The following is a 25,363-nucleotide window of genomic DNA, read 5'->3' as shown; positions in this document are numbered from 1 at the left end:
TTGTGATATTTTCGAACCACGGTTTTTCAACTCTGTAGTATGTTGAATCGTAATAGTTTGAACGGGTGTCACAAGATATTGATTTGATCTGCCAGATTAGCTATTTCAACTGACTTGTACTTCACGCTTTTTTGTATATGATATTGGTAATCATTATCATTTGACTGGGTGCAGGTTATGATCAGGATTAAAGACAGAGAGAGATCGCTTTTCTGGCAGGGTATCACCAGTTTGTGGGGAATAGGTTTATCTAGCTTAGCAGGCATGCTATTCGTCCTCGTCAATCCTGGAATTGAGCAGTTCAGAATTGGGGTAGTATTCGCGATGTTGTTGACGCTATTTATGCTGCTAAACCAAAAATCACGCCATTTTCTATTAATACCATCAGGGTTTGCTGTGTTATGTGCTTTATTGGCCGGGCTACATCGGTTTGGCTGTTTTTGACGTTTTATAGCAGAATAAATGGAGAGAAGTTCGATAAGGAAAATAGACAGATTGGTGCGAAAGGAGGGACTTGAACCCTCACGTCCGTAAGGACGCTAACACCTGAAGCTAGCGCGTCTACCAATTCCGCCACCCTCGCAGGTACTGCCATTTTACTTTTTATTGCCTAATTTAATATTGGCCGAATTCAATCAGCGGCTGTCTGATTTGGTGCGAAGGGGGGGACTTGAACCCCCACGTCCGTAAGAACACTAACACCTGAAGCTAGCGCGTCTACCAATTCCGCCACCCTCGCAAATTCAGACACTATCAAGCTGTTGATTGATAGCACGGAGGCGAATTCTAGAGGTTTTGTAGCAGACGTCAATCATTATTTATTATATACCCGTTATTTTTCAAGTTGCTTCTTTGTTGGCTGCACTCGCTCACCCCGGTCACATAGTTACCTATGCTTCCGGGGATTCACTCCCTTGCCGTCGCGATGCTATTATTTTGTTATCCTATTATTTTGTTATCCTATTATTTTGTTATCAAAAATAGCCTGCCCTTGAATCCAGGACAGGCTGAGTCAATTAGAATTTTTTTGTTGCCTGATAAACCTTGAATTTCCCTGTTTGAGCAATGACTTCATGAGTGCCAAAAGTTTTATCCAGTAAATCAGGATAAGGCAGGAAGGCATTGGCAACAATCCGCAATTTTCCGCCAGGTTTGAGGTACTTGGGAGCTTGGCGGATCAGATCATCGGTTGCCAGTAAACTGGTTTTTAATCCTTCATGGAAAGGAGGATTAGAGATAATCCAATCAAATTTATCTTCAAGATTGGAATAAACATTACTGACAACAACATGACCTTCCAGTTTATTGGCTTTTAAGGTTGCTTTACTGGAGGCAATCGCTGCGGCATTAACATCACTGAGAGTCAGTGCTAACTCAGGGTTTTTCTTACCCAATACCGCTGCCAGAACACCTGCACCGCATGCGATATCCAGTAAATTGCCGGAGAGAGGTTTGTTAAAGGTAGAGAGCAATAAACGGCTACCCACATCCAGTTCATCCTGGCTAAATACACCCGGTAACGTATTCACTATGACGTTTTCCACCTGATAACTGTTCCACCAGTTATCTTGTTCGAACTGCACTTCATGTTCTAACTGGCCGTAGAACAGGCTGCAACGACGGGCGCTATCGATTTTTCGAAACGTTGCCATGCCGTCCATCAGTTTGTCTACACTACGTACTCCGCTACGGTTTTCACCGACAATGAAAATATTGATGCCTTTTGGCAAAACAGAGAACAGGCTGCGTAATTGAAAGCGAGCTTCCTGCTTACTTTTAGGCCAGTAGTAGATCAGGGTGTCACAGCCCTGAGTAAATGCTTTTTCGGCTACCAGGCTAAACCAAGCATGATCACCTAGAGTGCGGATCAATGATTGCCAGTGATGATATTGATTAGTGTGCACTCGCACACTGGCCGCATCAATTTGGGTTGCCAGTGTATCCTGAATATCACCGGCGAAGAGCAAGTGATGAGAGCTAAATTGCTCACGGTGACGTAAAATAACTTCACTGGCGGGGGTTAACGCAGACATTTGTCTATAAGCTCCTTCAATGGTTCTGTGCTCAAGTATCAGATAGTGATAAATTTCAACCCAATATTGGCGCAGATCGTGGCCTCTGATAACATGTTACCGATTATTTTTTACAGCAGGTAAATAGATTATGGTAACCCGGCGCGACAGGTTATTAGCTCAATTGGGGATTACCCAATGGACCTTACGTAACCCAGCGGTTTTGCAAGGTGAATTAGCTGTTCACTTACCTGATACCACCCGTCTGCTGATTATTACCAATGACCACATTAATTTAACTAATTCATTATTAATGGATATTTTCACCGCTATGGGGTTGGATAAATCCTCTGTTTACTGCATTACAACAAATAATGTTGCGATGTTACCGGAACAGGTTAAGTGCCCATATTGGTTGTTAGGTGTGGATATTACACTATCATGGCCGGGAATTTCTTTGAGAAGCCCGGCATTAAATGATTTATATTGTGATGGACAGGCAAAACGTGCTCTCTGGCAACAGATTTTTCAACATGAACAACATTTCTCTATTAACTCCCGCTGATCTCCCGTCCGCTTTTCTGGTTGAGAAAGCCAGTCACGCGTTCCCGTGGAGTGAAAAAACATTTTTCGGTAATCAGGGGGAGCGGTATTTGAATTATAAAATAGCGATTAATGAACAATTTATTGGCTTTGCAATAACCCAATTGATATTAGATGAAGCAACCCTATTTAATATTGCTATTCATCCTGACTACCAAGGTAAAGGTTATGGTAAGGCATTATTAGCGTATTTAATATCAATTTTGCCGGGTAAAGGCGTGCATACCTTATGGCTTGAAGTCAGACAATCGAATCATTCTGCTATTAGGTTGTATGAACAATCAGGGTTTAACCAAGTCTCTGTTCGTCGGCATTACTATCCTACTGCGACAGGTAAAGAAGATGCCATCATCATGGCGTTGCCGTTGTTTTGCTAAAAGTGCTATAAAATTGATTGATTGTTTATAACACCAATTTCAGCGAAAATGAGCGCCAATTTTTCATTCACCTACGGGTTTGGCAACGGTTCCCTTTGCGGGGACGCGTCTGATGTTGAATACAAGCCCGTATATAAAGCAGAAGATGGTTATTGATGTCAAATTCCCCTTTTCAGCAGGAAGTCGCTAAACGGCGAACTTTTGCTATCATTTCTCACCCTGATGCAGGGAAAACGACGATTACTGAAAAAGTATTGCTGTTTGGGCAGGCGATTCAGAAAGCCGGTACGGTGAAAGGTCGTGGTTCAAACCAGCACGCGAAATCTGACTGGATGGAAATGGAGAAACAGCGTGGTATTTCCATTACCACTTCTGTGATGCAGTTTCCTTATCAAGATTGCCTGGTTAACCTGTTGGATACGCCAGGGCATGAAGATTTCTCCGAAGATACTTATCGTACATTGACGGCGGTTGACTGTTGCTTGATGGTCATTGATGCCGCTAAAGGGGTTGAGGAGCGGACACGTAAATTGATGGAAGTGACCCGTCTGCGCGATACCCCGATTCTAACGTTCATGAACAAGCTTGACCGCGATATCCGTGATCCGATGGAACTGATGGATGAAGTGGAAAATGAGTTAAATATCGCTTGTTGCCCGATCACTTGGCCGATTGGGTGCGGTAAGTCTTTTAAAGGGGTTTATCACCTCTATCTTGATGAAACTTACCTGTATCAGACCGGAAAGGGGCACACTATTCAGGAAGTTCGCGCAATTAAGGGGCTGAATAATCCTGAATTGGATGCCGCGATTGGTGAAGATCTGGTTGAACAATTGCGTCAGGAGCTGGAACTGGTGCAGGGGGCTTCTCATGAGTTTGATCATCAGGCATTTTTGCAAGGTGAACTAACACCGGTATTTTTCGGCACTGCACTGGGTAACTTCGGCGTTAATCACATGTTGGATGGTTTGGTTAAATGGGCGCCTGCGCCGATGCCGCGTCAGACAGATGTTCGCGAAGTCTCCGCTCAGGAAGATAAATTTACCGGGTTTATCTTTAAGATTCAGGCCAATATGGACCCTAAACACCGTGACCGTGTGGCTTTCTTGCGTGTTGTGTCAGGTAAATATGAAAAAGGCATGAAGCTGCATCAGGTAAGAATTAAGAAAGATGTGGTGATTGCTGATGCGCTGACATTTATGGCGGGTGATCGCTCTCATGTGGATCATGCCTATCCGGGAGATATTATCGGCTTGCATAACCACGGGACAATTCAGATTGGTGATACCTTTACTCAGGGGGAAGATCTGAAATTTACCGGTATTCCTAACTTTGCTCCGGAATTATTCCGTCGTATTCGCTTGCGTGATCCTCTGAAACAGAAACAGCTCCTGAAAGGATTGGTTCAATTATCTGAGGAAGGTGCTGTACAGGTATTTCGTCCACTGGCAAATAACGATTTGATTGTGGGGGCCGTTGGTATTCTCCAGTTTGATGTGGTTGTTGCCCGTTTAAAAAGTGAATACAACGTTGAAGCTTTATATGAACCAGTAAACGTCTCAACAGCGCGTTGGGTTGAGTGTCATGATGCTAAGAAGCTGGAAGAGTTTAAGCGTAAGAGTGAGCAAAATCTGGCGCTCGATGGTGGTGATAATCTGACCTATATTGCCCCAACGATGGTTAACCTAAATTTGACCAGTGAACGTTATCCTGACATCAAATTCCGTAAAACACGGGAACATTAATATTTTTAAGGCTAACAACAAGTTAGCCTTTTTCTTTACAAAAATATATGTAACACAAGAATAATTTATAATTTAGTCGGGTAATATCCGTCTTATTTTATAGCGTTTTGCTTTATTTTCCTGTTACTATTTCCTCGGTCTTTGCTGTATTGATGTGCTTATTTCCCGATTTAGCCTCTCAGCTATTGGGAGTGATAACCTGTTTTTAATTCTAATGTAGATTGTGATTCTGCTTAGATTACGATTCTACTTAGGTGCAGTACATTGTGTAAAAACACATCGTGTAAAAACACCTTGTGTAAAAGCACCTTGTGTAAAAACGGTTTGAATGGCTTTATAGATTCAGAAATCTAGCCGGTAATTAAGGAAGGTATAGGATGAAGAATGTTAAATTGGCTCACTTGTTGGTGGCTGTTGCCTTGGGTACCGCTGTAGTTAGCAATAGTGTACTGGCGGAGGAGTCTTTTAAAAATAAAGCGACACAAGCACTCGACAGTGCTGGTCAGAAAATCGATGATTCAATGAAAAACATCGATGGTTATATGGGTGATAGTGCTACCACAGCGAAGATTAAAAGTGAGTTGTTGGCGGCAAAAGGGATCAACAGTAGTGATATCTCGGTAAAAACAGAGAGGAGAGTCGTTTATATTTCTGGTTTTGTGAAAAGCGAGAAACAATCCAGAGAAATTATAGAGATTATCTCTAAAGTGAAAGGGGTCAAGTCGATTCAAAACGGTCTGACCATAAAAAAATAATATATTTTGTTATGAATGGTTTTTTTCCATTCAGATAATTTTACGTTGTACTAACCGGATATGCGCCCTCACCAGGGGTACTTTTATCAAAATATTGACTACGTAGCACCATAATATAATGACGGATAATAACTTTCCAAGTTATGCTCTCTATCCGTCATTTATTTTCTTGGGGGCTGTGTGGGGACACGTATACCGATAACGTTGGGAAATATTGATCTATTATCCTATAAATATAAGTCGTCTATTAAATCTGGAAAGGTGGCACTTGTTTGTGAAGGTGGAGGCCAACGCGGCATTTTTACTGCGGGTGTGTTGGATGAATTTATGCGTGTTGAATTCAACCCATTTGATCTACTGCTTGGCACTTCGGCAGGTGCTCAGAACCTTTCAGCTTATATTTGTGGACAGCGTGGATATGCCCGGCGAGCTATCAGTCGCTATACAACTAATCCTGCCTTCTTTAACCCTTTGCGTTTTGTACGTGGTGGTCATTTAGTTGATTTAGATTGGTTTGTGCAGACCGCTTCGCAGGAATTGCCATTGGATATCCCGACAGCTTTACGCAAATTCGAGGCTGGATGTGAGTTTTATATGTGCGCATGTCGTTCAGATAATTTTGAACCTACCTATTTCCAGCCTGATGAGAATAACTGGCTGGAAGTGATTAAGGCATCAAGCGCCATTCCTGGGTTTTATCGCAATGGTGTGACTATCAATGATGTTGTTTATTATGATGGTGGTATCAGTGATGCTATTCCAGTAGAAGAGGCGTATCGGCGTGGTGCAGATACCATCGTGGTGATCCGGACGGTCCCTTCACAGCTCTATTACACGCCTGATTGGATGCAACGAATGGAACGTTGGTTGGGAGATAGCGGTCTGCAAAAGATGGTACGGATGCTACAACAACATGCGAAAAGCTACCACCGCACTCAGAAATTTATTGAAAATCCGCCTAATGATGTGCAGATTTTTGAAATTTATCCGCCTGCACCATTAACTGCCAGTGCATTAGGCAGCCGTTTGCCAGCACTTAGTCGGGATTATCACCTTGGGCGTCGTTGTGGTCGCTATTTCTTGGCGACAGTGGGTCACTTATTTGTTGGTAATAAGTTTAATCTTGGTGACTGCTCCTCATCCTATCGGGAGAGGCTTCCCACTTCAAAGGCAGCAGCTCGTGCATGACAAGTCTTACGCTGGCCTCGATGGGGTAACAACGTTGGAAACTTCGCCCGCAGCTTCGGATTAAAAAAGTTATCGAACGCGGTATTCAGATTAATAACCGCCTGTTGCAGCGCGATAGAATCGTATTCTTCATCCCTCAGCCGGGCATCGAACCCGGCGCTAGAAAAGTTAAAGGCATACTGAATATCGATACCATTTTTGACGAAAATTATGTATACCCGTCATCTTTCAAGTTGCCTCTGTGTTGGCTGCACTCACTCACCCCGGTCACATAGTTTGCTATGCTCCCGGGGATTCGCTCCCTTGCCGCCGCGATGCATCTTGAAATCCATAGGGTATAGATACTTATGCCGTACTGGGCGAGCAACTGTCTTGAGCGATAACGTGAGTTGTTATTACCGCATCTTACGCCACAATGGCATGATATTGGTCAACACATCAGGGGGAGGGCAAGGATCATTCACCTTTGCCATTTTCCACAAACCGGTATGGCTTTTACGGGCAGCATTATTGGACATGAAGACTTGATATAACGAGCCTGTATCGCCGGCATGATTATGGGTATCAAGAAAACCTTTATTTCCCCATCGATTATAGAGGGAGATACTATCTCCTTCTCTAATATTTTCATTTGGTGGTGTGGTTTCACAATAAATAGCCCATTCTAATGTCGCTCTTTTGCGGATATCTGAGGTATAGACTTGATGTATTTCGGTTAATTGTTCATTTTGATCCACCACATCATAATATCGTAAATAACCGCCATCACAGTAATACAGGTTGTGAAGTAAAATAATATCATTATTGATTATTTCACTGCCGACAGATTTTCCTGTTGCTGATTCAATTCTCCAGGCGCCGCCATAAATAGCTAAAGAAGCATCTACCGTTACCACGCCATATTTTGTTCCGGGTTTATTACCGTTGCCAAATACACTGAGATACCCACCGCTCCAGTTCTTGTAGCTGTTTAATATTGTCACGGTATCGCCATATTTAAGTACATTATCCATCATTTCCTCGGAAAATATGTTATACCCGTCATCTTTCAAGTTGCCTCTTTGTTGGCTGCACTCGGCTCACCCCGGTCACATAGTTATCTATGCTCCCGGGGATTCACTCCCTTGCCGTCGCGATGCATCTTGAAATCCATAGGGTATATGCCTTTCAAACAACTGATGCTTACCCTGAAATGACTTTCCCTCCGATTATGCTATTAGTGCATAACTTCTGGCGTTATTTCAGGGTTAAGTTATTGTCATGAACAGGTTATCTCGCTTTTTATCTGATCCCTTGTGGACCTAAAATAGGGTCGAATTCCTGCACTGCTGAATATTCATAGCAATGGGAGATAGGAAAAGAAAAGATCAAAAAATTAATTTTTATCGGATAGGGGACTATTTGGCGGATAGCCGACTTTGGCCTGTTATCATGTTACTTGAAGAGGTAAACCATGTTTTTTCTGTTTTTAACCATATTCATATCAGCAAAAACGGTATCATTTTACGGATATATTTGCGTGGTATACAGAAAAAAGCGGCATAATACCGCTTTAATTTATTGATAAATGTCATCTCTACTGATGTTGCCAGCGTATTGTATTTTTGCTTTTTGATTCAGGACTGTGACCAAATTAACACGACTATGCTGTCATCGTAATTATTATTGCCTCCATTGCTGGCACCGATAATGGCTGTTCCCGGTTTTTCGTCAAGGGTGTTATAGGCGTAACGGAGTTTGCAGGGTTTACCGTCGCCTATCATTTCAATGCAGACTTTGCCGGTGCTTGATGAGTAATTTTTAAAGCCCAACACACTATTGGCGCCTTGGCTGATTAATGTATCGACTAACTGATCGTCAATATACACTTTTATCGTTTGCTGATGGGTAGTATTGCCATAGGCTGATAGGCTAAGCTTTATATTATGAGGTAACTGGAAACAGTGTTTACCGGTGTTAGTGCTGCCACATACTCCACCACAGTTTCTATACTCGCTACCTAACGAATCGATATCAACCGATACGGCGGCTTGAACTTTTTTGAAAGTGACTCCGTTCCAGTAAGCTTGAATAAAGGAGGGTTCACCATCGATAACATGAGATTTTGTATTGTATTGGATGTAATAACTATCTTTGAAAAAGTAAATAGTAGAGCCGGCGGTATTCTTCCATAAAATAACAGCATCGAGATCTTCACTAAATCCTGCATATTTCCCGATAGTGCCCCACTGGTCTGAAATGGTTTTCTTATTAATCATGTGTGAACTGACGGTGTAATCGATGCAATTTCTGCCTTTGAAGAAACAGACAACATCTTGTTTTGTATCCACCCATTCTGTGGCTGCGTCGATACCATTTTCAAATCCGGTACCTTTCAATCCCGGCCATCCCTCAATAATGGGTTTTGGCCCATCAATCACCAGGGCTTTGGCTATATCGAATTTAAGGTATTGCGAGCCTTTAAAAAAATATAATGAGCCGTTTAAGTTAATCACATCATCAATATCTTTTTGAAACTCGATAGGGAGAGCAGGCCAATCGTTGCTGATAGTTTGGGGATAACCCGTGTCTGCTTTATCTTCTGAGTCGTTATATCCAATGTTTTCTGAGTTAAGAAAGAAATAGGTCTTTGAATTCATTTTTTATATCCTTAATAAATGGTTAATCTGAATGTCATTCTGATGTGTTTACTCGATTTTCTATTTTCAGATATCACAGTGATATATTTTTGTCTCATGATAATGGCCAATTCAACACTACCACACTATCATCATAATTGTCATTGGAACCATTGTTAGCGCCGAGAATGGCTGTTCCCGGTTTTGCTTCGAGTGTATTATAGGAATAACGGAGTTTGCTGAGTTTACCCTCTCCTATCATCTCGATGCAGACTTTGCCTGTACCTGATGTGTAGGTCCTAACATCCGTTATGTGACTTATTCCCTTATCGGTTAAGGTATCGACTAATCGGTCGTCGATATAGACATTGATTGTTTGTTGATGAGCATCACTATTTACGTAGGCAGTCAGGCCAAATCGAATACTTTGAGGTAGTTGAAAGCAGTGTTTACCGGTGTTATTAATCCTACATGTTCCGCCATAAAATAGCTGCATCTAAATTTGCACTAAATTTCGCGTATTCCTCGGTAATTCTCCATCTTTATTCCAGTTATAATAAAAAAGCGGCATAATACCGCTTTAATTGATTGCTAAATATTATTTTAGCTTATGGTGAAATTTACCAAAATATTTTTAACTTACACCAGAGGCCAATTTAACATTATTACGCAATCATTGTAATTATTATTGGTGGCATTTTCGGCACCGATAATTACTGTTCCCGGTTTCCCATCAAGGGTATTATCAAAATAACGCAGTTTGCTAGGTTTGCCATCTCCTTCAATTTCAATACAAACTTTTCCTGTACCTGATGTATAGGTTTTGGTCGCCATCGGATTATTTGTTCCTTTGCCGGTTAATGTGTCTACCAGAAGGTCGTCAATATAGACTTTTACCGTTTGCTGAATGTTCGTATTATTGTAAGCTGTCAGGCCAAATCGAATACTTTGAGGTAATTGGAAACAGTGTTTACCGGTGTCGCTAGTACCACATTCTCCACCACAATTTGAGGGTTTGGTAGGCGGACAAGGGTCATTGATTTTTTCCATTTTCCACTGGTCTACCTTATGTACTTTACGAGCGCTATTACCAGAAAGAGATACACCATATAACGTGTTTGGTTTGTTGGCATTACCATAACTATTAAGGAAACCTTTATTTCCCCATCGATTATGTAGGCTGATAATTGCTCCTTCTATGATATTTCCCTTTATAGAATAAGGTGTCTCGCAATAAATAATCCACTCTAATGTTTTTGGAGAATATGTATTTATATCAGATGTGACTATCGGGTGTATTTCTCCACTTGGTACCGGTTGATTTGGGCCATCATAATATCCCAAATAACCACCATCGCAGAAAGCCAGATTATGAAGCAAAATAATATCATCATTAATTATTTCACTGCCGATAGCTTTTCCTGTTCCTGATTGTATTCGCCATATTACCCCTAGATCAGAAAAGGAGGGCGCTACAGTTAATACGTTATGTTTTGCGCCCGGGATGTCATTACTTCCATGTGTACTGAGATATCCTCCTTGCCAGTTATTGTAACCATTTAATATTCTTACTGTATCGCCATATTTAAGTATATCCGCCATAATTTATCCTTAATGTTTGTGGTTTATTTTTAACAATGAGTATGACACTGAAATTACCCTGGCTTAATTATTCTGTTTCATAATTTTATGGGTTATTTCAGAATAGGTTATTAAAATCAGCGAAATGCTCAACTTTTTTGTAATCCTAAAAAAATGATTAACGCTTGATTTGGATTAATTATGAATATTAATGGTTGTTGAAGAAAGGCAGAGGATTTGTTTCTTGCTTCTGACAATGAATATATCACTAAAATTACTTTCATTTAATTTACTATATTTCTATCTTGAACTGTGGGGAAATCTCATTATACCGCTTGATTTAATAACGATAGAAAAATAAAAACTTAATTTTTATTGACACGAAGGATACAATTCTAATAAATTGATACTTTGATATAAATAACATTTATACCTAATAGATCATCTGGATGGAACTCAGTCCAATTTTTTCGATCTGAATATAAAAGATTAACGAAAATATAAATAATCGATATTTTGATAAAGGGATTATTATTGTGCGAATGCAAGTTAAAAACTCATTGAAATGAATGGCTTTCATAAAGTAGTTGTTGTAAATATAATGTTTTCTCATTTTTACTTTTCTGATATTTGATTCTTTAGGTTCTTCTATTAATGCATTCGGTAAAGATTTGCCTGAGGAAATCTGAGACAATGTTTTTTGTGACTTGGTAGAAATACTATACCTTATGGATTTCAAGATACATCGCGGCGGCAAGGGAGCGAATCCCCGGGAATATAGATAACTATGTGACCGGGGTGAGTGAGTGCAGCCAACAAAGAGGCAGCTTGAAAGATGACGGGTATATACCTTGACAATGAGTGGTAATGACTAACTGATAAGACAGAGAAACAGATTGTGGCAAAGAAAGAAAAACGGCCTCACCATGACGCGTTATTTAAGCATTTTTTAACGCAGCCCGAAACGGCCAGGGAGTTTTTATCCCTTTATCTGCCCGAAGAAATCCAGTTGTTGTGTGATTTAGCCACATTGAAACTGGAGCCCGGCAGTTTTGTGGATGAGCATTTACGTCAACTGCACAGTGATGTGCTGTACTCGGTTGAAACTGCCCGGGGACAGGGCTATATTTATTGTCTGATTGAACATCAATCCACCCCTGACCCGTTAATGGCCTGGCGGCTGATGTATTATGCCATGTTAGCCATGGCGGCTCACCTGAAAAAAGGCCATACTGAACTCCCTTTGGTGGCGCCTCTGCTGTTTTATCATGGTGAGGTTCGGCCGTATCCTTACTCAAACCGGTGGCTGGATTGTTTTACGCTCCCCGAACAGGCTGCTCGCTTATACCGTCAGGCGTTTCCGTTGGTGGACGTCAGCGTGCTCAGCGATGAAGAGATCCTGACGCATAAAGGGGTTGCCCTGATGGAACTGGTGCAAAAACACATCCGCTGCCGGGATATGCAGGAATGGCTCCTCCAATTGGTGGAGCTCTTGAATGCAGGGTATAATACAACTGAGCAGCGCAATGTGGTGTTACGCTATATTTTACTGAATGGACATACGCTGGATCTCTCACACTTTGTCCATCAACTGATTGAACAATCTCCGGAGCATGAAACGATGTTGATGACTATTGCAGAACAGCTTGAACAAAAAGGGCGCGAGCAAGGTATCAAGCAAGGCATTGAGCAAGGCATTGAGCAAGGTCGAGAAGAAGGTCGAGAAGAAGGCCGAGAAGAAGGCCGAGAAGAAGGTAAACTGGAAACGGCTCGTGCCTTATTACGGCATGGCGTGAGTTTGGACATTATTGTCACCAGTACCGGACTGAGCCGGGATAAAATTGAAATGTTAAAGCATTAAATTAATCTTCTCTTTCACAGTAAAATGCCGATATTCAAGATCGGCATTTTTGTTCTTATTCAGGATGATGGCTATACAAGGGACTTTTACGTTTTCCCGGCGAAGCTGAAACCGGTCAGACTGAAGTAACAATCTCCGGAGCATGAAACGATGTTGATGACTATTGCAGAACAGCTTGAACAAAAAGGGCGCGAGCAAGGTATCAAGCAAGGCATTGAGCAAGGCCGAGAAGAAGGTCGAGAAGAAGGCCGAGAAGAAGGTAAACTGGAAACGGCTCGTGCCTTATTATGGCATGGCGTGAGTTTGGACATTATTGTCACCAGTACTGGACTGAGCCGGGATAAAATTGAAGCGTTAAAGCATTAAATTCATCTTCTCTTTCACAGTAAAATGCCGATATTCAAGATCGGCATTTTTGTTCTTATTTATAGGGAGCGAAATGACACCTTATTAAACATAAAATTATCCATCAGCACCTTCTATTATTACTGACATAAATGGGTATCTTTAACCTATTGTTTTTACCTGTTTATTCTCCCCGGCTGAATAAAATTGAGCGTCTGTAGCAATCCTTGCATGAAACGGTGACACGAAATCATGGCTGTCAGTATATGTGGCAGTTGCTTGAGAAAGTGAAAACGTTTTTAAATTCATCCCCCTACATGAATAGCAGAGAATAAAAAGAGTGGGGGTCCATATAAGTTATTTATGATTGTTTTTTATCACCAAACCGAATTGGTTGTGTCAAAATAGAATTTAGCTTTTACATCAAAACTGTTAAATTCCAAACTTTCGGGATATAGTGGTGGTCGTAGTGTCAACTTTGATCATAATACCTTTATTGAGATAAAGTTTATTTTGATTTCCCATAAATCATAAGGCAACAACACGGTGAAAACAGGGCTAAAACAACGCTTTCATATGCTAATAGGGTTAGCAGTAATACTGATCATAACCCAATTGCTTGATACTTTAACTGGTGGTGCATTAAGTCATTTCGGTATCATTCCCCGATATGCTCAAGGGTTAATTGGTATTCCACTATCTCCATTCCTGCATGGTAACTGGGGGCACTTGTTCAGCAATCTTCCCGCATTATTAGTCTTGAGTGCGTTATTGATGGCACACTCCATTCGTTATTATGTGCTAGCCAGCCTGTTTATTATCTTTATGGGAGGAACATTAGTTTGGTTATTTGGGCGCACGGCTATTCATATTGGCGCCAGCGGATGGATTTTTGGTTTGTGGGGATTGTTGCTGGCTAACGCCTTTTTCCTGAGAAGAGTAAAAGATTTCTTCTTTGCGATTCTCGTGTTTGTATATTACGGTGGGATTGTGTTTGGCTTGTTACCGTGGCAAGCGAATATTTCAACGGAAGGTCATATTTTTGGCGTGATATCTGGGCTGGTTTTCTCTTGGCTATCGAAGCGATGGGTAATAACGAGCCATTAGTTTTATGGTATTGGGGATAAGTAGATTATCCCCATTTCAGATAATTATTAATTTCGGGCGGTTATTTCCATTGCAACGCGACATCATCTATAGGCTGACCCAAAACTTGTTTATCTTTTTTGTAATCATGTGGAATCTGCCAGTTTGAACTATATCCCTGACGAGGAAGCGAGTCGTTTGCACGTTTTACGTAACCAGATCGCAAAGCACCAAAAATATGTTCGTCCTCCTGCATCTCACCTGGCTGAGCATGTGGTGTCACAACGGTAGCATCGCGACGCTCCATCTCGTTCAATAAACGGCAGATATAATCCGCAGATAGATCAACTTTCAATGTCCAAGCGTTATTGATATAACCAAATACACAGGCACAATTAGGGATATTTTGTATCAACGTTCCCTTATAAAGCATGCGATCATGACTTTGTTGCTTTTGCCCATCAATAGAGAGTTCAATTCCACCAAGAAAATGTAATTTCAGCCCAGTTGCTGTAACAATAATATCTGCGGGTAATTCTTTGCCCGATTTTAATAAGATACTGTTTTCAGTTATACGTACAATATGGTCAGTAGCAATAGAGGCTTTACCTTCTTTTAGTACCTTGAATAGGTTATTGCTGGGAATAAGACAGAGCCGTTCATCCCATGGCATGTATTTTGGCGTCAAGTGCTTCATGTCAAAATCTGGGCCGACGCGCTTGCGAGCCAATGCCAGTAAAAACGCTTTCAATAATGTAGGTAAATGTCGACTTATTTTATAAATTAAGCGAAATAGAAAAAGATTGCGCTTTCTGCTCAATGTGTAAATCCAGCGCTGTGGAATAATGCCTTTGCAAAGCTCTGCTATCTTATCCCTTCCAGGCATTGAAAAGATATAACTGGGAGAGCGCTGTAGCATAGTGATATGTTTAGTATCATGTGCCATTGCAGGTAGTAAAGTAACTGCTGTTGCACCACTACCAATGACAACAACCCGTTTTCCTTTATAATCCAACTCTTCAGGCCAGAGTTGAGGGTGAATTACCGGGCCTTTGAAATCTTCAATGCCGGGGAATTTAGGTAAATAAGGCTCATCATAGTTGTAATAACCTGTTGCAGCGACGAGAAAGCGACAGGTAAATTGCCGAGTTTCCCCACTGATTTCGTCAATCGCGGTAACGGTCCACTGGCGAGTCGTATTTGACCAGTCAGTCTGAGTGATTTTTAGCCCAAACTCTATTTTCTTATCAACTTCATACTCTTTTGCCGTTGCATTGATATAACTTCTAATTGAGGGCCCATCGGCAAAAATACTGGTGTCTGTCCAGGGGCGGAATTCATAGCCATAGCTCATCATATCTGAATCTGAGCGAATGCCGGGATAGCGAAATAAATCCCAAGTACCGCCTATCCTCTGGCGACGTTCTAAGATAATAAACTTCTGATTAGGACATTTCCTTGTCAAATGACATGCTACACCAATGCCGGCAACTCCCGCGCCAATAATCAAAACATCATAATAGTTATCCATTGTTATTTCTCCTGCAATGTATTTTTTAAACAGTTGAAACTTGCCTAGTTAAAGCAACGTGATTCTTATCGGCACTGACAGTAGCATAGTAATATGAGATCGCTTTAGTCTTACATTGCTCATTATAAGCGTTTAACATGTCAATATTCTCTGACGCCACAAATAAATAATTAGCCTGAGAATATTTTCAATCCTTCAATATGAATATTGGGAACCATGTTTAAGTCACGTTATAGATGAAAAAAATACAACCAGAAATTTGCTCAAGCATTTCTGCCTGCGTTTGGATCGATATTGCATGATGAAAGGATTTCGAAGTGAATCTGATAGAACTTAGCGGAGAGATCAGTGATTGAATATCTTCCCAAAGTTTAGATCCTAGCCATTTATAGGGGTATTTTTCGGTTAATTCGATAAAATAATCCAGAGAAGAAGATATTCTCTGAATTATTTTAAACATGTGAAATTGTTCAAGTGTTTTAACCGAACAGCCTTATCTCTCAGGGATGCGATATTTTACTTTTGTTTGTGGTGCAATTTCTAAAGCATGTGTCATTCACACTAGCGGCCAATTCAATATCACAACGCAATCATTGTAATTATTCTTGGTGCCGTTTTCAGCGCCGATAATGACTGAACCGGGTTTTCCATCAAGAGTATTATAGGCATAATGGAGTTTGCAGGGTTTTCCGTCCCCTGTAATCCCAATACAGATTTTACCTGTACCTGATGAGTAAGATTTTGTGGCGGTTAAGTTATCAATTCCTTTGCCGGTTAATGTATCTACCAGAATGTCGTCAATATAGATTTTTATCATTTGCTGATGAACATCAGTATTCGTGTAGGCTGTTAGCCTAAATCTGGTGCTCTGCGGTAATTGGAAACAGTAGTTACCGGTGTCATTATTACCACATGTTCCGCCACAGTTTTGATTACCTAACAAATCTGTATCAACTGATACCGCAGATTGAATTCTGTTGAAGGTAACTCCTAGCCAATTAATTTTATTAGGGGTCGTTGGTCCCCCATCGATAGCATTTAATTTCAGATTAAATCGGATATTAGAGTTACCTTTGAAAATGAAGATATAATGGTATCCACGAGTCCTCCATAAAATTGCGGAATCCAGATTTGTACTGAATTCTGAATATTTCCCAGTTGCTCCCAATTTTTCTGAAATAGTTTTTTTATTAATCGTATGTGAACTTACAGTATAATCGATACACTCGCTGCCTTTAAAGAAACAAATGACATCGGTGATGTTAGGTTTTTTTATATCGATCCATTCCGTAGCTGCATCTATTCCATTTTCAAATTCGGTTCCTATTAATCCCGGCCATCCTTCTACAATGGGTTTAGGTCCCTCAGCTACCTGAGCTTTTGCGATGTCGAATTTAAGATATTGCGATCCTTTAAAGAAATATAAATAACCATTTAAATTAATCACATCGTCAATATGTCTTTGGAATTCGACAGGAAGATTAGGCCAATCTTTACTGACAGGTTGGGGATAGCCTGCGTATACTCCATTCTGACCAGATATTTCATTGTATTTAATATTTTCCGAGTTAAGAAAAAGATAACTGGATGTATTCATTAATATATATCCTTCATGGTTTTTAAATTTGTCATTGATTTTGCATATTTGTTAAATTTACTGTTCATAGATAAAATATATTAACAATGATATTAAGACTATTTGTCGAAACAGAAAAGTTTACGCTTTGAAAATTAATATAAAAGATAGATTATGGCAATGTTATATATTAATAAATTATTTATTTATTTAATGATGTTGTTTTTTTTAAAAAATATAAATATATACTATGGGGTAAGGATTATATTGTGCAATTCAGGTGTAAATCACTATTTTATATTTCTATTTAATTTTATTTTGCGTTTTAATAATAACATATTAAAAACATATTAGATTGATAATGTTTTTATATGAAAAAGCGGCATATGACACCGCTTTAATTTATTAATAATTTTTTGTGGTGAAATTAACAGGGTATTTTAAACTAATTCACCAGTGGCCAATTCAATACCAGCACACTGTCATTGTAATTATTATTAGCGTCATTTTCAGCACCAATAGTGACTGTTCCCGGTTTTCCGTCAAGGGTATTATAGGAGTAACGGAGTTTACAGGGTTTGCCATCCCCGATAATCTCGATACAAACTTTTCCTGTACCTGATGTATAAGCTTTGGTATCGGTTCCTTTGCCGGTGAATGTATCTACCAGAAGATCGTCAATATAGACTTTTACTGTTTGTTGATGGGTAGTTGTATTAGTATAAGCTATCAGACCAAATCGAATACTTTGAGGTAATTGGAAGCAATATTTACCGCCGTCACTAGTGCCGCATTCTCCGGCGCAATTGGAGGGTTTGGTAACCGGGAGACAAGGATCTTTAACTTGTGTCATTTTCCACAGGCCGGTATAAGGTTTGCGGAGGTTATTAGCAGAAGTATATACATGACATACTGTTTCAGGGACTCCAACCCAACCATTAGTATCGAGAAAGCCTCTGGTTCCCCAACGGTTATATAGCGTAATACTTTCATCTTCTTTGATTTTCCCATCAATAGATGGCATGTCAGAATAAATAATCCACTCTAATGTTTCTGGACGGATGTTTTTATTTGAGGTATGTATCGGGTATATTTCGCCTTCTGGAACCTGTTGATTTGATGCTGCATAATGGCCTAAGTAGCCGCCGTCACATTGATAAAGATTGTAGAGTAAAATAGTATCATTGTTAATAACTTCACTGCCGATGGGTTTGCCCGTTGCTGATTCAATTCGCCAGAATGTTCCGGCTTGAGTGGTGGTTATCACGGTATATTTTCCATCTGAAATACCACTCGTTCCATATACACTAAGATATCCACCATCCCAGTTTCTGAAACTATTTAATATTTTTACGGTATCACCATATTTAAGTATATTCGCCATAATTTCTCCAGAAAGTTTGTTATGTGTTTATGATCGTTGATATATCCCTTGAAATTATTCTGAGCTCACCCTATTACCGCCCCATAATTCTTTAAGTTGAGCCATTGTGATAAATAGGGGGCTTTACTTTTTGTGATTCTTAGTCGGGATAGCAGTAGCGATAAACGCTTGCCGATTGAGTATCAACCCTAATGATTATTCGGTAAAGACAGTGCCTTTGTTACTTACTTCTGACAATGAATAGGTTGTTGAAATTGTTGTTGCTTGATTATTCTGCTTTACCATTACCCGCTATCCCAAGTCTGATTACGTCAGGCACTTACTGTGATGATACATAGTGCTTTTTTTTGCTCTGCGTGTGATGTAAATTGCTTACTGTGTCGATGAAATTTAAGCCAACAGAAATTGGGACTCATAATGTCGAAGTTAATTGGAAATAATCAGGTAGTTGGAACTAATAATATAGTTATTATTGCAGTGGTTGTCGCATTAGTTCAGTTTATTAATGCGTTAGAGTACATGATGGTAACGCCGCTTTTTGTTTATATGTCGAAAGATTTTCACATGCCGGTTACGATGGCGGGGGTTATTGCCGGTGCTTATGTTTTCTCCTCGGTATTTTCTGGCCTGACATCCTTTTTCTTTATTGATCGTTTTAATAAAAGAAAGGTTCTCATTTTAAACACCCTGTTTCTCGGCCTGATTACGTTCCTGACGATTTTCTCCTCAGAACCATACCAACTTATTCTGTTACGTATCATTGCCGGTCTGTTTGGTGGGGTGACATTGGGAGTAGGAATTGGCATCTTACTGAATAACTCCCCGGAAAGTATGCGGGGAAGGGTATTGGGAATTGCGTTTTCATCTTTTTCATTTGTGAGTATTTTAGGTATACCGTTGTGTTTATATTTGGCCGAGAGTTTTAACTGGAAAGTCTCTTTTCTATTTATCGTTATTTTATGCATAGTAAGTTTGCCTCTGATCCTCTTCTTTATCCCAGGAACAGAGAAAGTAAAAAATAATCAGAACAAAATTGTGCTGACCAAAAAAATAACATTAGCTGGAATGGCAAGCGGCGTCAGTAACTTTAGTCCCTTCATGCTTATTCCGATACTTGCTCCGCTATTAACCAATGTATTTTATATCCCGGAAAATCAGGTCTCACTGGTATTCTTTTGCGGTGGTATCGCGTCTTGGTTGGGTACTTATTTAACCGGGAAACTTTGCGATAGATACCCTCCTCAGAGAATTACCATTGCCGCGGCGACGTTATTTATTGTTAATATTTTTCTGGGATTAACGGGAAAAATAAATGGATACGTTTTCTTCTCACTTTTTATGTTCGCGACTTATGTACAGGTGATGGCTGCAAATGTGCTCGCTTCCTATGCCTCGACCCCTGAAAATCGTGCGGGTTTTGGTGCTCTCCAGATGGCATTTTCCAATTTAGGAGCCGGCGTGGTGTTCTTCTTCTCCTCCATTTTCTTAGATGGTAAGGAGATTATTGCTGAGAACGTGCGGCCTATTTTCATACTGACTATGGTTAGCGCTCTGGTATTACCTATATACGTAATAAAATTAGCCCGGATGATGAAAAGAGGGACGAAAAATTTAGTGGATAATGTTTACCATAGCAATTAAGGGAAAATAACGATAGATATGTGAGCTAGCCTTAATGATAAAATATATATTTTGCGCTATATTTTAATTTAAGGCTAATCATTGATATAAGAGGATAGGCGTGATTAATAATAATTTAATGTTATTTTAAGTGTAATGTCACAGGGGGAAATTAATGTTGAAAGGATAATTTAGGTCAATGCTGGATTATAGTGTGCGAAAGGATGAAGTTATTATATACCCGTTATCTTTCAAGTTGCCTCTTTGTTGGCTGCACTCACCCCGATCACATAGTTATCTATGCTCCCGGGGATTCGCTCCTTTGCCGTCGCGATGCATCTTGAAATCCATAGGGTATAAATCCTATCAAAATTATTATTTAACTTACTAATTGATATAGGTGAATAAAATGGAACGAAAATTAAGTAACACTCAGAATAAACCAGCTATTAATATTATCGCAGGAGTAACAAATATTAAATCTATTTATAATAAAATGCCTTGTAAAGTTGTCGTTGAACATGGATATATTGTCAGGAAAAGATTCTCTGTGGATAAAATGTCTGAATGGCATGGCAATTTATGGGCTCCCTGGATAGGTGATAAATATGAACCTAATAAAGCCATTCATATCTATACTGAAAGGGGATTTAAATCTGAATTTGAATTTAATATTTGGATATTTCAGGATTATTGTAATCCACCGAATGAAAATGCGGTTAAGTATTCTATAAATAGGGAATTCACTTACGATAATGCATTAGAGATCTCTGGTAATAATCGAGGTGGAGGAAATAAGATACTGACGTTGAATTTTAATGATAATAATATTGATCTGGAAATGATATAGCATTATGAGATATTGAATATATCGGATAATGTGCTGTACCAATAGACATTTATTGAAATGAAAGCATTTCTCCGCGTGTTGTTCAGTATTTTTGATTACCTTGTCGATAGTTCGGTTGATTGACTATTAGGCAAGTTTTTATTTGAACTAATAATTAAATTATTGAAATGCTGATACGCGTAGAAATCGTTTATCTCTCTAATATCTATTTCATTAAATTATTTCGTTTACCGTTTATTGTAATAAAGAACAAATCTGCTTAATGAAGTGAGTTGTACTGTGTATAGGTTAATACGCTGGTTGATGGAGATATTGATATACCCGTCATCTTTCAAGTTGCCTCTTTGTTGGCTGCACTCGCTCACCCCGGTCACATCGTTATCTATGCTCCCGGGGATTCACTCCCTTGCCGTCGCGATGCATCTTGAAATCCATAGGATATATAATTAATAATGTAATTAATAATCAATCTCATTTTAGCAAAGAAGATAAAATAAAGTCGTGAAATAATAATAACAATTATCCGATATTTATTGCATATTTTTACTGGTTATTACAGATTATTACAATTTGTAACAAATTAAGAATTAAAAATAGTAACAATTATAATTGGTTACGAAATGTCATTAAGGATTTCCTGAATTTTGTTTATTTTTATTTAATTTTGTCTTGTTTAACTTCTGTTGAGGTTGTACCTCTTATTATCTATACAAGATTAATTTTTTCTTTGTTGGATGTTTTCTACGGTAATTCTTTCGTTAGCGTGAGTATAGTTTGAGGTTATTTTGCATCGGTTGTTTTGTTAAGCCATTCGTCAATTGAGATGCCATTATTCATCCCCCTCATATTTGCTGTTTGTCTAATTGTCTGATTCGTAACTATCTGATAAAGCGTGTTATTTCATAAAAATATCATGCTGTGACACATGATATTTTTATTCTGTTTTTGGTAGTAAGGAGCCATCAATGACTGCAAGTTTTCAAAATGAAGTCTCTAAGTCGCGTTGCGTATTAATATTAAATTGGATTTACATACTGGCGGTGCACGGAAAAAGGTTGAGCTACCGTTGAAATTGCTGGTCATGGGGAATTACAACAACAAGCGCGTTGGGAGGCACTGACCAACAACTGTATTGCGCATCTGGGGCTGATTCATCCCTGGGATTTCCTTGAGGAGGATCTATGAATAAAGAGATTTCAATTGATGACCTGATGCTTGACATTGGAATGTTAGTCATTGCGCTAAAAAGCGGTGATAAATCGGTGCACGGTGAGGCGTTATATCAAAAAGGGGTGGAGTTGATAGAAGAGGCACGACAGCAATTAAGTGCAAGTGGTATCAGCGAAGAGCACATGGCTCACATCATCTATGCCTTGTGTGCGTTGCTGGATGAAACCATATTCAGACACCCTGAGCGGGATAATGGCTATGAAACTTGGTCGAAAACGCCGTTGCAGACACTATTTTGCAATAGCAACCATGCTGGAGAACGGCTGTTTGAACGTATACGTCAAGTGTTGAATCAACCACAACCCTCTCTGCTGGTATTAGCGGGTTTCCAGCGTGTATTGGCATTGGGCTTTCAGGGGGGTGACTTGGAAAAAATTTCTCAGGAACGTCAGTCATTACTGGATATCTTGACTGATCGTGCCGGGGTGACGGTGGTGCAACCTCATCAGATGATACGCGTCAATGCAGACCGTCATCAGGGCCAATGTTGGCGTGCATGCTCTCCGTGGTTTTGGGGATGCTTGGCCATAGCCGGAGTAACTTTGGTGTGGTGCGGTCTGCGTCTCTATCTTCAGCAATATTTGTCTGTTGGGTAAGGCTAAGGAGAGCAAATTGAGTTGCGTATTAAAACGAGCGTTGTGGCTTTTAGCTGGTGTTCTGGCGGCGCTGTTATGCCTATTTTTCCTCCCGTTAGGGAATGTGTCAGTTGCATTGTGGTTGGCTGCGATCTTGATGGTAACGTTGATTGCCTGGTGGTGGGTGGGACGTACCACACTTGAAATATCCCATCAGGCCAGTATTTGCCGTTTGATGGCGGCATTACCTGCTGCTTCGTGGCGCCAGTCTGTGGTGCTAACCTGCGGAGATAGCGTGGCAACCCTGTTTGCGGAAGAATCGGTACGCTTCACGCCACAGGGCTGTTTTATCTGTGTGCCGAAACAAAGTGAGATGAGCATGCTGGTAGAAGCGATTATTGCAGCCAGACCTGATTGGTGTAGGCAGATCAGCGTGTTATTAACACTCTTTCCTGAACAGCAATGGGATCACGCGGTGATGGCGGCAAAGATCAGGGAACTTCGCTATCAGGTTGATCGTGTTACTCAACTGACCGCTTGTCATACACCAGTATTGATCGCCAGCTATCTTGATGGCGATATCAGCCCGTGGTTCGAGCTACAGGCAGATAGCTCGACAATGACGGTATGGGGAGAAAAACACGCTGCTGTTGAGATGAATATCTGGTTGACCGAAGGAGATGCACAGCAACGCGTCACACGTTTACAACAAGCGATTGTGGCGGCGGCATGGCAACGTTGGATGGTAGAAAACATCTTGAACGAATGTCAATCCCTGGAGCTGGTCAGTCGGCCTTGTTACCCGATAGCAATGGCGCTGACGTTTTTGCCACAAACGCCACAGGCAGACAGCTTATGGACGAAATGGCTGATCAACCGTACCACTTTACCCCGCATTAGCCACAGTATTGCTGAGGCGGTGAATGTATCGCCATTTCCCAATGCTATGTTACGCCTGTTGCCACATCATGTTGGTCATACACCGTACCGGCGAGCGGTCATCTGGGGCATCGGCCTACTGAGCGGGTTTGTTTGTCTGGCGTTGGCCTCCAGTGTCTGGAACAACTTGCACCTGTTACGCCAGATACGCAGTGATTTACAGCATTATCGGGTAGTTGACGTGAAAGATAGCGACGCAAAAATGCAGGCTTACCATCAACTTAAGCTTGATGCGACGTTGCTGGAAAAATATCAACGTGATGGCGAGCCGGTGCGTTTAGGGTTAGGGCTTTATTTAGGTGATCGCCTTTATACGCCATTGATGGCTGTGATCAACCATGCGGTGTTACCGGTATCTTCGCCTGCTGTACCGGAGAGTGGCAAGCCGTTGCCACAGACATTGAACCTGAGCAGCATGTCACTGTTTGACGTTGGACAGTCACGTCTTAAGCCAGAAGCGGGCAAAGTGCTGGTGAACGCATTGATCGAGATTAAAGCTAAACCGGGCTGGATGGTGGTGATAACAGGTCATACTGATTCAACCGGTGATGCCGCAAAAAACCGCGTACTGTCGCTGGCGCGGGCAAAAGCAGTACGAAATTGGATATTACAAACCAGTGATGTATCGCCGATTTGCTTTGTCGTAAAAGGTGAAGGTGCAACGCGGCCGATCGCTACCAACACAACCGCAGCGGGGCGTGCTGTCAATCGTAGGGTTGAAATCAGTCTGATACCGCCGAGGGTGGGTGCCATACGCGGGTATGGCAACTCTTTTAAGTAACTCTTTTCATTCAGCGGATGAAGTGTTTGTTAAACGTAAAACTGGCCGGGATATAACCTCGTCAGACAGATAAATTTTTACCTGAGAATGGGGGCATTTCAAACAACAAGCGACGGGTAAGCATTCGTTAAGCGATAGCTATGGCGAAACACTGCTCGTTTGTTGAATGCCGCCTAACCTCTCAATGACAACTAGGACTTTAATATGGATACCGTATTTACTGCACTATTGCGCCGCTTAAACTCCTATTGCGCACGGGCATTGGAAGCTGCCGCTGCATTTTGCCAGACACGGGCACATGCTGAAATCACGGTGGAACACTGGTTACTCAAGCTGCTTGAGGGCGGCGAAGGCGATATTACGGTGATTGCTCGACGTTATGAGTGGGATATGGATGCGTTATGGCAGTCGTTGCTGACTACAATTAACCGTTTGCCACATAGCATCAATCAACGCCCGTGGTTATCAAGCGACCTGTGTAGTTTGTTACAGGTTGCTTGGTGTGTTGCTTCTCTGGAAGAGGGTAATGAATCTATTCGCTCGGTGCATCTTTTGCAGGTGCTGCGCGGCCAACCGGCTTGGTTGCGTATTCATCATACCTGGCCGTTACTCAACTTGAATGTGACGCAACTACAACGTTTGCGCCCGTTGCTGGATCAACAATCGGACGAGCGCCCGGAGATACAGATAGCGGCGTGCCTGACGG

At 40.8% G+C, this 25,363-nt stretch carries 21 protein-coding genes, 2 tRNA genes and 7 pseudogenes; 17 read left to right on the top strand and 13 right to left on the bottom strand.

Annotated features, from left to right (window positions below; genetic code table 11):
* Positions 1-177: 177 nt before the first annotated feature.
* A complete protein-coding gene (locus ACGF49_RS12110) occupies positions 178-444 on the top strand; it encodes a DUF1435 family protein (protein WP_112878839.1) in 267 nt (88 codons plus the stop codon).
* Between the two features lie 52 nt (positions 445-496).
* Here the strand turns inward: ACGF49_RS12110 and ACGF49_RS12105 are convergent.
* The 3 genes from ACGF49_RS12105 to rsmC all read right to left on the bottom strand — a co-directional run bounded on the left by ACGF49_RS12105 (position 497) and on the right by rsmC (position 2,033).
* A tRNA-Leu gene (locus tag ACGF49_RS12105) sits at positions 497-583 on the bottom strand.
* A 69-nt stretch (positions 584-652) separates the two neighbouring features.
* A tRNA-Leu gene (locus ACGF49_RS12100) sits at positions 653-739 on the bottom strand.
* Between the two features lie 277 nt (positions 740-1,016).
* Complete coding sequence (gene rsmC / locus ACGF49_RS12095) at positions 1,017-2,033, bottom strand: 16S rRNA (guanine(1207)-N(2))-methyltransferase RsmC (protein WP_228902030.1); 1,017 nt, start codon at positions 2,031-2,033, stop codon at positions 1,017-1,019.
* Between the two features lie 130 nt (positions 2,034-2,163).
* Here rsmC and ACGF49_RS12090 point away from each other — a divergent pair, with 130 nt between their 5' ends.
* The 5 genes and pseudogenes from ACGF49_RS12090 to ACGF49_RS12070 all read left to right on the top strand — a co-directional run.
* Entirely contained in the window at positions 2,164-2,577 is a 414-nt protein-coding gene (locus ACGF49_RS12090) for a DNA polymerase III subunit psi (protein WP_113044122.1), read from the top strand.
* Complete coding sequence (rimI, locus tag ACGF49_RS12085; RefSeq protein ID WP_112896687.1) at positions 2,546-2,992, top strand: ribosomal protein S18-alanine N-acetyltransferase; 447 nt, start codon at positions 2,546-2,548, stop codon at positions 2,990-2,992. The genes ACGF49_RS12090 and rimI overlap by 32 nt, the downstream gene beginning before the upstream one ends.
* Before the next feature lie 155 nt (positions 2,993-3,147).
* A complete protein-coding gene (prfC, locus tag ACGF49_RS12080; protein WP_112878843.1) occupies positions 3,148-4,737 on the top strand; it encodes a peptide chain release factor 3 in 1,590 nt (529 codons plus the stop codon).
* A gap of 377 nt (positions 4,738-5,114) precedes the next feature.
* Positions 5,115-5,492 carry a BON domain-containing protein gene (locus ACGF49_RS12075; RefSeq protein WP_112896688.1) on the top strand — a complete coding sequence of 126 codons (378 nt, stop codon included), beginning with the start codon at positions 5,115-5,117 and terminating at the stop codon, positions 5,490-5,492.
* A 180-nt stretch (positions 5,493-5,672) separates the two neighbouring features.
* Positions 5,673-6,590, top strand: a pseudogene (locus tag ACGF49_RS12070) (patatin family protein); the annotation flags it as partial.
* Between the two features lie 86 nt (positions 6,591-6,676).
* Here the strand turns inward: ACGF49_RS12070 and ACGF49_RS12065 are convergent.
* The 3 genes and pseudogenes from ACGF49_RS12065 to ACGF49_RS12055 form a co-directional block, all read right to left on the bottom strand.
* Positions 6,677-6,811 (bottom strand): annotated as a pseudogene (locus tag ACGF49_RS12065) (RNA-guided endonuclease TnpB family protein); the annotation flags it as partial.
* Between the two features lie 77 nt (positions 6,812-6,888).
* Positions 6,889-7,047, bottom strand: coding sequence for a hypothetical protein (locus ACGF49_RS12060; RefSeq protein ID WP_387491133.1), 159 nt, complete (start codon positions 7,045-7,047; stop codon positions 6,889-6,891).
* Positions 7,048-7,075: 28 nt separating this feature from the next.
* Positions 7,076-7,693 carry a hypothetical protein gene (locus ACGF49_RS12055; RefSeq protein WP_112896689.1) on the bottom strand — a complete coding sequence of 206 codons (618 nt, stop codon included), beginning with the start codon at positions 7,691-7,693 and terminating at the stop codon, positions 7,076-7,078.
* A gap of 388 nt (positions 7,694-8,081) precedes the next feature.
* On the opposite strand from ACGF49_RS12055, the gene ACGF49_RS12050 reads away from it, so the two are divergent.
* Positions 8,082-8,225, top strand: coding sequence for a hypothetical protein (locus tag ACGF49_RS12050; protein WP_191214969.1), 144 nt, complete (start codon positions 8,082-8,084; stop codon positions 8,223-8,225).
* Positions 8,226-8,296: 71 nt separating this feature from the next.
* Here the strand turns inward: ACGF49_RS12050 and ppxB are convergent, their stop codons facing one another.
* The 3 genes and pseudogenes from ppxB to ACGF49_RS12035 all read right to left on the bottom strand — a co-directional run bounded on the left by ppxB (position 8,297) and on the right by ACGF49_RS12035 (position 10,900).
* Positions 8,297-9,319 carry a photopexin PpxB gene (gene ppxB / locus ACGF49_RS12045; protein ID WP_113044126.1) on the bottom strand — a complete coding sequence of 341 codons (1,023 nt, stop codon included), beginning with the start codon at positions 9,317-9,319 and terminating at the stop codon, positions 8,297-8,299.
* Between the two features lie 94 nt (positions 9,320-9,413).
* Positions 9,414-9,840 (bottom strand): annotated as a pseudogene (locus ACGF49_RS12040) (fucose-binding lectin II); the annotation flags it as partial.
* A 97-nt stretch (positions 9,841-9,937) separates the two neighbouring features.
* A complete protein-coding gene (locus ACGF49_RS12035; RefSeq protein WP_113044128.1) occupies positions 9,938-10,900 on the bottom strand; it encodes a fucose-binding lectin II in 963 nt (320 codons plus the stop codon).
* Positions 10,901-11,777: 877 nt separating this feature from the next.
* Between ACGF49_RS12035 and ACGF49_RS12030 the strand changes: the two genes are divergently transcribed.
* The 4 genes and pseudogenes from ACGF49_RS12030 to ACGF49_RS12015 all read left to right on the top strand — a co-directional run bounded on the left by ACGF49_RS12030 (position 11,778) and on the right by ACGF49_RS12015 (position 14,192).
* Complete coding sequence (locus tag ACGF49_RS12030; RefSeq protein WP_387491128.1) at positions 11,778-12,740, top strand: Rpn family recombination-promoting nuclease/putative transposase; 963 nt, start codon at positions 11,778-11,780, stop codon at positions 12,738-12,740.
* Between the two features lie 129 nt (positions 12,741-12,869).
* Positions 12,870-13,106, top strand: a pseudogene (locus ACGF49_RS12025) (ISNCY family transposase); the annotation flags it as partial.
* 140 nt (positions 13,107-13,246) lie between these two features.
* Positions 13,247-13,420: pseudogene (locus ACGF49_RS12020) on the top strand (IS630 family transposase); the annotation flags it as partial.
* Between the two features lie 211 nt (positions 13,421-13,631).
* Positions 13,632-14,192, top strand: a complete 561-nt coding sequence (locus ACGF49_RS12015; RefSeq protein WP_228902898.1) for a rhomboid family intramembrane serine protease — start codon at positions 13,632-13,634, stop codon at positions 14,190-14,192.
* 61 nt (positions 14,193-14,253) lie between these two features.
* Here the strand turns inward: ACGF49_RS12015 and ACGF49_RS12010 are convergent, their stop codons facing one another.
* The 3 genes from ACGF49_RS12010 to ACGF49_RS12000 form a co-directional block, all read right to left on the bottom strand.
* Entirely contained in the window at positions 14,254-15,702 is a 1,449-nt protein-coding gene (locus ACGF49_RS12010; protein ID WP_387491124.1) for a flavin-containing monooxygenase, read from the bottom strand.
* Between the two features lie 556 nt (positions 15,703-16,258).
* Positions 16,259-17,299 carry a fucose-binding lectin II gene (locus ACGF49_RS12005; protein ID WP_113043517.1) on the bottom strand — a complete coding sequence of 347 codons (1,041 nt, stop codon included), beginning with the start codon at positions 17,297-17,299 and terminating at the stop codon, positions 16,259-16,261.
* 424 nt (positions 17,300-17,723) lie between these two features.
* Positions 17,724-18,662 carry a fucose-binding lectin II gene (locus ACGF49_RS12000; RefSeq protein ID WP_387491121.1) on the bottom strand — a complete coding sequence of 313 codons (939 nt, stop codon included), beginning with the start codon at positions 18,660-18,662 and terminating at the stop codon, positions 17,724-17,726.
* 417 nt (positions 18,663-19,079) lie between these two features.
* On the opposite strand from ACGF49_RS12000, the gene ACGF49_RS11995 reads away from it, so the two are divergent.
* Positions 19,080-20,303 carry an MFS transporter gene (locus ACGF49_RS11995; protein WP_113043515.1) on the top strand — a complete coding sequence of 408 codons (1,224 nt, stop codon included), beginning with the start codon at positions 19,080-19,082 and terminating at the stop codon, positions 20,301-20,303.
* A 388-nt stretch (positions 20,304-20,691) separates the two neighbouring features.
* The gene (locus ACGF49_RS11990; RefSeq protein WP_113043514.1) at positions 20,692-21,132 is read left to right on the top strand and encodes a hypothetical protein; all 441 of its coding nucleotides are present in this window, start codon (positions 20,692-20,694) and stop codon (positions 21,130-21,132) included.
* A 227-nt stretch (positions 21,133-21,359) separates the two neighbouring features.
* On the opposite strand, the gene ACGF49_RS11985 is transcribed toward ACGF49_RS11990, so the two are convergent.
* Complete coding sequence (locus tag ACGF49_RS11985) at positions 21,360-21,506, bottom strand: hypothetical protein (protein WP_158536597.1); 147 nt, start codon at positions 21,504-21,506, stop codon at positions 21,360-21,362.
* 591 nt (positions 21,507-22,097) lie between these two features.
* On the opposite strand from ACGF49_RS11985, the pseudogene ACGF49_RS11980 reads away from it, so the two are divergent.
* From ACGF49_RS11980 to ACGF49_RS11965, 4 genes and pseudogenes are all read left to right on the top strand, one after another.
* A pseudogene (locus ACGF49_RS11980) lies at positions 22,098-22,231 on the top strand (type VI secretion system contractile sheath small subunit); the annotation flags it as partial.
* A gap of 82 nt (positions 22,232-22,313) precedes the next feature.
* Positions 22,314-22,958 carry a type VI secretion system protein TssL, short form gene (tssL, locus tag ACGF49_RS11975; RefSeq protein WP_271859597.1) on the top strand — a complete coding sequence of 215 codons (645 nt, stop codon included), beginning with the start codon at positions 22,314-22,316 and terminating at the stop codon, positions 22,956-22,958.
* Positions 22,959-22,974: 16 nt separating this feature from the next.
* Entirely contained in the window at positions 22,975-24,657 is a 1,683-nt protein-coding gene (locus tag ACGF49_RS11970; RefSeq protein WP_271859596.1) for an OmpA family protein, read from the top strand.
* A 204-nt stretch (positions 24,658-24,861) separates the two neighbouring features.
* Positions 24,862-25,344: pseudogene (locus ACGF49_RS11965) on the top strand (type VI secretion system ATPase TssH); the annotation flags it as partial.
* Between the last annotated feature and the right edge of the window lie 19 nt (positions 25,345-25,363).

This window comes from Photorhabdus sp. RM96S (assembly GCF_042879335.1).
Lineage (GTDB): Bacteria > Pseudomonadota > Gammaproteobacteria > Enterobacterales > Enterobacteriaceae > Photorhabdus > Photorhabdus kayaii.
Note: the sequence above shows the minus strand (reverse complement) of the source record. Positions and strands in the feature narration are given on the sequence as shown.

Bases quoted from the DNA above. Each gene is read 5' to 3' on its own strand.
- ACGF49_RS12075 (WP_112896688.1), top strand. From the start codon at position 5,115: ATGAAGAATGTTAAATTGGCTCACTTGTTGGTGGCTGTTGCCTTGGGT.
- ACGF49_RS12005 (WP_113043517.1), bottom strand. From the start codon at position 17,299: ATGAATACATCCAGTTATCTTTTTCTTAACTCGGAAAATATTAAATAC.
- ACGF49_RS12090 (WP_113044122.1), top strand. From the start codon at position 2,164: ATGGTAACCCGGCGCGACAGGTTATTAGCTCAATTGGGGATTACCCAA.
- ACGF49_RS11990 (WP_113043514.1), top strand. From the start codon at position 20,692: ATGGAACGAAAATTAAGTAACACTCAGAATAAACCAGCTATTAATATT.
- tssL (WP_271859597.1), top strand. From the start codon at position 22,314: ATGAATAAAGAGATTTCAATTGATGACCTGATGCTTGACATTGGAATG.
- ACGF49_RS12110 (WP_112878839.1), top strand. From the start codon at position 178: ATGATCAGGATTAAAGACAGAGAGAGATCGCTTTTCTGGCAGGGTATC.
- ACGF49_RS12055 (WP_112896689.1), bottom strand. From the start codon at position 7,693: ATGGATAATGTACTTAAATATGGCGATACCGTGACAATATTAAACAGC.
- prfC (WP_112878843.1), top strand. From the start codon at position 3,148: ATGTCAAATTCCCCTTTTCAGCAGGAAGTCGCTAAACGGCGAACTTTT.
- ACGF49_RS12010 (WP_387491124.1), bottom strand. From the start codon at position 15,702: ATGGATAACTATTATGATGTTTTGATTATTGGCGCGGGAGTTGCCGGC.
- ACGF49_RS12035 (WP_113044128.1), bottom strand. From the start codon at position 10,900: ATGGCGGATATACTTAAATATGGCGATACAGTAAGAATATTAAATGGT.
- rimI (WP_112896687.1), top strand. From the start codon at position 2,546: ATGAACAACATTTCTCTATTAACTCCCGCTGATCTCCCGTCCGCTTTT.
- ppxB (WP_113044126.1), bottom strand. From the start codon at position 9,319: ATGAATTCAAAGACCTATTTCTTTCTTAACTCAGAAAACATTGGATAT.
- ACGF49_RS12000 (WP_387491121.1), bottom strand. From the start codon at position 18,662: ATGGCGAATATACTTAAATATGGTGATACCGTAAAAATATTAAATAGT.
- ACGF49_RS11995 (WP_113043515.1), top strand. From the start codon at position 19,080: ATGTCGAAGTTAATTGGAAATAATCAGGTAGTTGGAACTAATAATATA.
- rsmC (WP_228902030.1), bottom strand. From the start codon at position 2,033: ATGTCTGCGTTAACCCCCGCCAGTGAAGTTATTTTACGTCACCGTGAG.